This is a genomic window from Paenibacillus sp. TY11 (assembly GCF_059772165.1).
On the sequence record NZ_JCBAIQ010000017.1, the window covers coordinates 141,105 to 148,554 of the forward strand.

The 7,450-nt window shown below is 46.2% G+C and carries 7 protein-coding genes; 3 read left to right on the plus strand and 4 right to left on the minus strand.

Annotation, left to right across the window (positions count from 1 at the left end; all coding sequences use genetic code 11):
• Nucleotides 1-72: 72 nt before the first annotated feature.
• From AC6EJC_RS18880 to moaA, 4 genes are all read right to left on the minus strand, one after another.
• A complete protein-coding gene (locus AC6EJC_RS18880; RefSeq protein ID WP_444955278.1) occupies nucleotides 73-777 on the minus strand; it encodes a molybdenum cofactor biosynthesis protein in 705 nt (234 codons plus the stop codon).
• Nucleotides 778-835: 58 nt separating this feature from the next.
• Nucleotides 836-1,084, minus strand: coding sequence for a MoaD/ThiS family protein (locus tag AC6EJC_RS18885; RefSeq protein ID WP_444955279.1), 249 nt, complete (start codon nucleotides 1,082-1,084; stop codon nucleotides 836-838).
• Between the two features lie 136 nt (nucleotides 1,085-1,220).
• Nucleotides 1,221-2,033 (minus strand): formate dehydrogenase accessory sulfurtransferase FdhD, encoded by an 813-nt coding sequence (gene fdhD / locus AC6EJC_RS18890; protein WP_444955280.1) that lies wholly within the window; start codon nucleotides 2,031-2,033, stop codon nucleotides 1,221-1,223.
• A 40-nt stretch (nucleotides 2,034-2,073) separates the two neighbouring features.
• Nucleotides 2,074-3,087, minus strand: coding sequence for a GTP 3',8-cyclase MoaA (moaA, locus tag AC6EJC_RS18895; RefSeq protein ID WP_444955281.1), 1,014 nt, complete (start codon nucleotides 3,085-3,087; stop codon nucleotides 2,074-2,076).
• A gap of 614 nt (nucleotides 3,088-3,701) precedes the next feature.
• Here moaA and fdhF point away from each other — a divergent pair.
• From fdhF to AC6EJC_RS18910, 3 genes are all read left to right on the plus strand, one after another.
• A complete protein-coding gene (fdhF, locus tag AC6EJC_RS18900; RefSeq protein WP_444955282.1) occupies nucleotides 3,702-6,644 on the plus strand; it encodes a formate dehydrogenase subunit alpha in 2,943 nt (980 codons plus the stop codon).
• Nucleotides 6,645-6,656: 12 nt separating this feature from the next.
• Entirely contained in the window at nucleotides 6,657-7,139 is a 483-nt protein-coding gene (locus AC6EJC_RS18905; protein ID WP_444955283.1) for a helical membrane plugin domain-containing protein, read from the plus strand.
• Between the two features lie 151 nt (nucleotides 7,140-7,290).
• A partial coding sequence (locus AC6EJC_RS18910) for an HTH domain-containing protein (RefSeq protein ID WP_444955291.1) occupies nucleotides 7,291-7,450 on the plus strand: 160 nt, incomplete at its 3' end.

Here is a 7,450-nt window from a genome sequence, read left to right on the forward strand (position 1 = left end):
ACTTCTTATCCATTATAGTTACAAGTTGATTAGACAAGATAAAAGTCCAGATGTCCCCGACTAACTCGGAAGCTATGGGGTGTTATGAGGGTTCCAGCCACCTAGCTGGTGCCCCTTCCACTCTGAGCCGTCCTCCCACACTTCCTTTTTCCAAATCGGTACGATTTGCTTCAAGCGTTCAATGGCATGGCGGCTGGCTTCGTAGCAAGCATCGCGGTGTGCAGCAGAGACAGCAATCACGACACTCGTCTCTCCAATCCTCACCGTGCCAAGCCGATGTGTAATCGCAGTACGTGTGGATGGCCAACGCTCTGCAATTTCGTCACCAATTTGCTTCATCGTGTTCATAGCCATCGGGACATACGCCTCATATTCAAGCAGCACGGTTCGCTGACCTTGCGTGTATTCCCGAGTCGTCCCATTAAAGGTCAGCGAGGCTCCATGAGAAGGGTCGTGTACCTTGGAGGCTACTTCATCGGCATCAATCGGGTCGTACGTAATGGCAAATAAGCCACATTTTGAAACGACCGTCTCCATCCCGGGTGCTGACTGATGAAGAGCAATTGCATCTGATGGAAGCACAAGTTCATCTGGAGAAGCCAACTTTTTATGATGGGTAAAAAAAGAACCTGGCAGTTGTGAAGCCACTTCCGGGTACAGCTCATTCAGTCTTTTTCGAATGTCCGCAATGGTCACCGTTTCTTGTGAAAGTTCCACCGTGATCACGTCACCAAGTTGCTCCGCCATACCTGCGAATAGTTGAATATGGTATTGCATATGCATATGCCCCCCTTTGCACCTATTCTATCAAATTCACCTAGCCTGTTAATGGAATTTACCCTCCTGAAACCGGAGGAATGATCGCAATCTCGTCATGTATACTCACCAGGTCCTCTGGAGCGGCGTAAGCTTGATTTCTGGCAACAAAAGAACCCTGCAACTGGGCTGCTGCTTCAGGAAAACACTCGGATAGCAAGTCTTTTAACGCGGTGACGGTCATCGTTTCTTGATCAGTAGGCACTGTGATCATAGGCCCTCCCATCTGTTCCGCAAGTCCGGCAAATACTTGAATATGATAGTTCATTTAACATGTTCCCCCCTTTTCAGGTACAATGACTGACCACCACATATGCACCAAGAAAAACCAACATGAACTAATACCTCGAAAGGTTTTATTCCATGCTGGTCAACTATGACGGTGTACATTGAGGATATTTATATTATATTTTAGATTCAACCAGTTCATCAATCCGCTCAGTATGCGTATACACATTCAAAGAACGACTTCGTATAAAGCCGACGGTAGTAATCCCCAGATCCTCAGCCAATTCAAGCGCAAGCTCTGTGGGAGCTGACTTGGACAAAACAACTTCACAGCCAATCTTCGCAACCTTCAACAAAATTTCAGACGAAATGCGCCCGCTGAATACTATGATTTTGTCTTGTAATACAATATCATGTTTTAGGCAATGCCCATAGATTTTATCGAGCGCATTGTGTCGCCCGATATCCATTCTGGACAGGATAATTCCGTCTTTGTCGCACAGCGCGGCATTATGAACGCCACCAGTATCCTGAAACGTATGTGCCGAGCTTTGCATTAAATTCATCAGGCGGAAGCAGTCGTCAAAAGACACCGTAACATGGGTGTCATTCATTCTTTTTGCCACTTTGGCATCATTCATAAAGTAAAAGCCCTGTCTACTTTTTCCGCAGCAGGAGGTAATGTACCGTTTGGAATGAAAGTTTTGATAAAACTCATTCATCCGACGGGTTTTAATATGAACAAAACCTTCTTTTTCCTGAACCCAAATATCTTCGATATCATCGTACCTTTGAATGACGCCTTCAGAGGCCAAAAAACCTACCGCCATATCCTCCACATACTCCGGTGTACAAACCATGGTGGCAAATTCCTGCTGATTGATTTTGATGGTCACCGGATGCTCCGTCACCACAGTGTCTTCAAAACGCTTGATCTGACCGTCACGATAACGTAGAATCTCGCGTTTTACCTCAGCTGGCTTTTCCATGTGCTCCACTCCCTTGTTTCTGACAGGCTGGCTCTTCGGTTCACCCGCCGATGTGTGACATTTCAATTTTAGACGATGCTTGCTGTGTATGATTCAGCCGTTCCTCTGAATAGCGGTCGGTACGTCCTCTCCAAACACGCTCAATGTAAGCTCTAATCTCATCATCGGACTGTTCGGAACGCAGCATCTCGCGAAGCTTGTACCCTTGAGAGGCAAACAGGCACGTGTACAAGGAGCCTTCAGCAGAAATTCTCGCCCGTGTACATGTGGAGCAGAAGGCATCCGTAACGGACGAAATAATGCCGATTTCCCCGTCTCTGTCCTGATACCTGTAGCGCGTCGCCACCTCACCTTTATACTGGGGTGGGACAGGCTCTAACGGCATGTGCTCGTGAATGGTTTCGATGATCTGCTGCTTGGAAACGACCTGATCTAATTTCCAGCCATTGGTGTTGCCTACATCCATAAACTCAACAAAGCGCAAAATATGCCTTTTCTTTTGAAAATAGTCGGCCATGGGCACAATATCCTGATCGTTAAAGCCCTTTTGCACGACCATATTTATTTTCACCTGCATCCCCGATTGAGCCGCAGCCTCAATACCATCCAGCACCGCCTTTACGCTGCTTCTTCCCCCGTTCATTCGGCGGAATCGATCATCATCTAGCGAATCCAGACTAACCGTCACTCGCTTCAGTCCTGCTTCACGCAGTGCCGCAGCATATTTAGGCAAAAATACGCCGTTCGTCGTCATTGCAATATCTTCAACCCCATCGAGTTGAGTTAACGAATGAATGAGCAAGGACAAATCTTTTCTCAGCAACGGCTCACCGCCAGTAATGCGCAGCTTCGTAACGCCCAACGAGACAAAAATACGGGAAAGGCGTGTAATTTCCTCAAAGGTCAATATTTTTTCTTTTGGCAAAAACGGATAGTCATGGCCAAATATTTCTTCCGGCATACAATATCGGCACCTAAAATTACATCGGTCTATGACGGATATTCTCAAGTCCCGTAACGGACGATTCCATTGATCGTCGATCCGGTTCGCCATCCCGTTCACCTCAATCCGTCTTCATTAATAAACCTCTTTAAACTCTATACTGAACCAAAAAACCGGCATCACAACAACTTCTTCGCTTATGAATATCGAAGAATCTGCTAAATGCCGGTTAATTTATCTACATCAGGATTTTACGAATCCCCATATCATGTGATATAGAAAAATCAAACTAACAAGCGCTGCGACAAATAAAATATACGCGATCCCCACGTACACTCCATTCACGAATGCTCTACAATAGATTACATTCCTATTGTTAGCAATCCTGGAACGTTTGTCAATGATTTTTCGTTTTCTCAAACGATAATCATTATCAATTAAATATTTTAATAATGTACCGTTGAACTATCTTAAATTTTACGCTATAGTTACACCAGATGACATGCAGAAAATGACATATCTAAGTTATTCAGAAGTTATTGATATACAGACAGTGCGTACTGTTTGTTATTAATACATATTCACATGGCGGATTGGCCTCCAGGACCTAGAGCTTGGTCACTACTCCACCATAAACACAAGTGCTCGTGTTCAAGCACTTGTGTTTATGGTGGAGTTTTTTTATTCCTAATTTTTAATTCTAAAATCTGAAAGGAGCCTGAACCGTGATTGATAGTACGATCAAAATTACATTAAACGGACAGGAACTGAAAACGAAAGACAGCTCAACGATTCTTGAAGTGATTAACGAAAACAACATTGCCCATCCCCAACTGTGTTACGTTCCCGAAGTTGATCCAATCCGCACCTGTGACACCTGTATCGTCGAAGTGGACGGAAAGCTGGTGCGTTCCTGCTCGACACTCGCTTCGAATGGAATGAATATTCAGTTACATTCGGATCGCGCGAAAGCGGCTCAAACAGAGGCCATGGACCGACTGCTGGAAAATCATCTCCTCTACTGCACAGTGTGCGATAACAACAACGGTAATTGTAAATTGCATAATACAGCAGAGCTTATGGAAATTGAACATCAAAAATATCCGTATCGACCGAAAGTCGACCCAACGGAAGTAGATATGTCCCATCCTTTTTACCGCTATGACCCCAATCAATGTATTGCATGCGGCCAATGCGTAGAAGTATGCCAAAACCTTCAGGTCAATGAAACACTGTCTCTTGACTGGGAAGCTGAACGCCCTCGCGTCAAATGGGATGACGGAGTCGCAATTAACGATTCCTCCTGCGTCAGCTGTGGTCAGTGTGTAACGGTCTGCCCATGTAACGCCTTGATGGAGAAATCTATGTTGGGAGAAGCAGGCTTCATGAGCGGCATGAATAAGGATTTATTAAATCCGATGGTGGATTTAATTAAAGAAGTGGAGCCGGGCTATAGCGGGATTTTTGCTATTTCCGAAGCCGAAGCAGCGATGCGTGAAACCCGTACGAAAAAAACGAAAACCGTCTGCACGTTTTGCGGTGTAGGTTGCAGCTTTGAGGTTTGGACCAAAGGCCGCAAAATTTTGAAGGTACAACCTACCTCTGAGGGACCTGTTAACGGCATCTCTACATGCGTTAAAGGGAAATTCGGCTGGGATTTTGTGAACAGCGATCAGCGTTTGACCTCGCCTTTAATCCGTCAAGGTGACGAATTTGTGGAAGCAACCTGGGAAGAAGCTCTGAGCCTGATGGCCAGCAAAATGGGAGCTATTAAAGAAACCTATGGCGGCGAGGCACTCGGCTTTATTTCTTCGTCCAAATTCACCAATGAAGAAAACTATTTGATGCAGAAGTTGGCTCGTCAGGTCTTCCAAACGAATAACGTCGATAACTGCTCACGGTATTGCCAGTCTCCTGCGTCATGGGGACTGCAATACACCGGAGGCATCGGCGGGGACAGCGGTACGATTAAAGACATTGCCAAAGCAGGTTTGGTCATGTTGGTCGGTTGTGCGCCGGGAGAAGGACATCCGGTGCTGGCTACCCGTATCAAACGTGCACATAAGCTGCACGGTCAAAAGCTGATCTCGGTCGACCTGCGCAAGCATGAAATGGCGGATCGTGCAGATCTGTTCATTCGTCCGAAGCAAGGTACAGATTATGTATGGTTATCCGCTGTAGCCAAATACATCATTGAGCAAAACTGGCATGATGCTAAATTCATTGAAGAACATGTAAACTTCTATCCTGAATATTTGAAATTGCTGGAGTGTTTCACACTGGAATTTGCCGAACAGGAAACTGGCATTTCCAAAGAGACGCTGATTCAGGTAGCGACCATGATTCACGAAGCCGACGGCACTGCCATTTGCTGGGGCATGGGCGTGACGCAAAACATCGCAGGCTCTTACACTTCGATTGCGATTGCCAATCTGCTGCTGGTGACTGGAAACTTTATGCGTCCGGGTGCAGGCGCCTATCCGCTTCGCGGACATAACAATGTTCAGGGGGCTGCGGATATGGGTACGATGCCAGATATTTTCCCGGGCTATCAGCCTGTGACGGACGATGCCATTCGTGCCAAGTTCGAGACGGCCTACGGTGTACAAATTCCAGGCCAACGCGGACTGGACAATATTCAGATGCTGGAAGCCATTGAAACAGGTGAGCTAAAAGCTATGTATATCGCTGGAGAAGAGATGGCATGGGTGGATGCGGACTCCAACCACACCCAAGAAATGCTGGCGAATTTGGATTTCCTTGTCGTTCAGGATGTATTCCTGAGCAAGACAGCTGAATTCGCTGATGTCATTTTGCCAGCCGTACCTTCGCTTGAAAAAGACGGAACCTTTACGAACACCGAACGTCGTGTACAGCGTTTATATGAAGCGCTCCGCCCTGTGGAAGACAGCAAACCGGATTGGTGGATTTTCAGCCAATTTGCCAAGCACATGGGATTTGATTGGGATTACAGTCATCCGAGTGAAATTTTTGAGGAAATGGCGTCGCTCACTCCATTTTTCTCCCAATGTAATTATGACGTATTGGCAGGCTGGAACAGCTTCCACTGGGGATCGCCGGATGGTAGCAATACACCGCTGCTGCACACCAACGGCTTTAACTTTCCAGATAAAAAAGCACGTTTGGGACTTTTCGAATATGTACCACCGAAAGAGTACCCCGTTGAATTCGATCTGACCTTAAATAACGGTCGGCTGCTCGAACAGTTTCATGAAGGAAATATGACGACCAAATCAGCAGGCATTCAGCTCAAACTCCCAAAAGTATTTGTGGAAGTGTCCCCTGAGTTGGCTGAAGAGCGCGGAGTCAAAAACGGATCGCTGGTTCGATTGGAATCCCCTTATGGTGCGATCAAGCTTCGTGTTCTGGTTACGGACCGGGTGCAGGGAACTGAAATTTATGTGCCGATGCACTCTACCAGCCATGATGGTGCTGTCAATCTGTTAACTGGTGGAGCGTTCGATGTGGTCACCCGCACACCGGCCTATAAGCAAACTAAAGTACGAATGCAGATTTTGGAGGTAGACGGTCAAAATCCGCTGCCACGTATCAATCCGCGTTACAAAAAGCGGCATCCGCAAAATGGGGTTGAAGTGGACCGTAAGTGGAATCGTCCCGGTTACGTTGATTTGGTGGATCAAAAATAAGGAGGTCGAACCATGGCTAAGCCTATTTCAATTGTGAGAAAACGTGTTTTGACAGCAGAAGAACGCCAAAAAAAATCGCTGGATCAGCTTACTACTGATCTGGCAGACAACGGGGCGGCATTGCAGAAGACGCTTGAAATTGTACGTGAGCTGCACGACAGCGGTCTTCTCGAAGCGGCTCAGTCTATGCTGAAAGCCAAAGAAAGCATCGCTAAAATCGCTGTAGGACAAGCGACGCGCAAGCCTGTGACGAACATCATCAATAATCTGATGGGAGCAGCAGGGATGCTGTCTGAGGTAGACCCCGTGCTGATGAAAAAACTGGCTAGCAGCGTTACTACGGGCCTGAATGAAGCCGAAGAACATCTAAAGCAGAATAAAAAGACTCGGCTGCGCGATCTCATGAAGGCGATGAATGATCCAGATGTAAACCGGGCAATGGGATTTGGCATTCATTTTCTCAAAGGAGTGGGAAAAAGTTTGTCTGATAAATAGCTGATATAGCGTGAAGGTGAGAGACTGGTAACAACGGCAACAGACAATAAAAAGAGCTGGCTCCGAAAACTAAACTGTACCCTGTAGAGTAGACACTTCAAAAAAGTCTCTCTATGGGGTATTTTTTTACTATACCGTGAAAAAGACAGGGATGGGGATACAGATGAGTAAAAAAATGTTCACAGCAGAAGGAATAGAACAGCTTTCCGCAAACCCATATGTGAAATCTGTATCTTCTAAAGGAATTACGTATACCAAAGAGTTTAAACAGCTCTTTATCACATCTAATCAACAAGGCAAACTGCCAAGAG